1 pseudogene is annotated in these 685 nt (G+C 41.0%); it reads left to right on the top strand.

The window, feature by feature from the left end:
• Positions 1-198: 198 nt before the first annotated feature.
• Positions 199-685, top strand: a pseudogene (locus QTN94_RS20235) (formylglycine-generating enzyme family protein); the annotation flags it as partial.

Here is a 685-nt window from a genome sequence, read left to right as displayed (position 1 = left end):
CGATTCTTAACGGGACACACGTTTTAACTACACCAATATTAAGACAGCGTTTCTGATAATTACTTGATAGATTGATTAATTATTAACTGGGTGTGCATCATTAAGAAAAGGAAGGGAAATCACATTATTTCCGAGTCATTAACTTCATGTCACCTGCTTAGCCGCTTAAAATGAACGGCTACATAATGAGGATTGATAATGAATTATAAATGGCTAGGTCTTCTCGGGGCGATTCCTTTATTGGCGGCATGCAATAGCGATATCGACATTTCCAGCAACGTGCTTTCTCAACAGCAGCTCAACACCATTATTAGTAATGTCAACAAACACTATCCAGATGCAGACAGCGAACTAAAACAAAATATTGCTGAGGTCGCGGTAAAGTCGATTGAGAATATGGTGTTTGTCGAAGGTGGCAGTTTTATTATGGGCGACTTTCGTATGCCCTGCATGAACGACGATCTTAATCGCCCAGTCTGGACGCCGGAAGCAAGCTGTTACAGTGGTGTCGAAATGGTCAGCAGCGGTGCAGATATTCAACATGAAGTCACCTTAAGCAGTTATTCGTTGTCAAAGTATGAAGCGGAGTTGCTGGATTATGATGTTTACTTACAAGCGTTTAATCGACCATTTGAGCAGAGGATAATCGATGGTCAATATCTCAAACGGGATGCTAAAGATTTTG

Origin of the sequence: Vibrio sp. M250220 (assembly GCF_036533795.1) — a bacterium.
GTDB lineage: Bacteria > Pseudomonadota > Gammaproteobacteria > Enterobacterales > Vibrionaceae > Vibrio.
The sequence above is the reverse complement of the archived record's forward strand: the minus strand, read 5'-3'. Positions and strand labels throughout refer to the sequence as shown.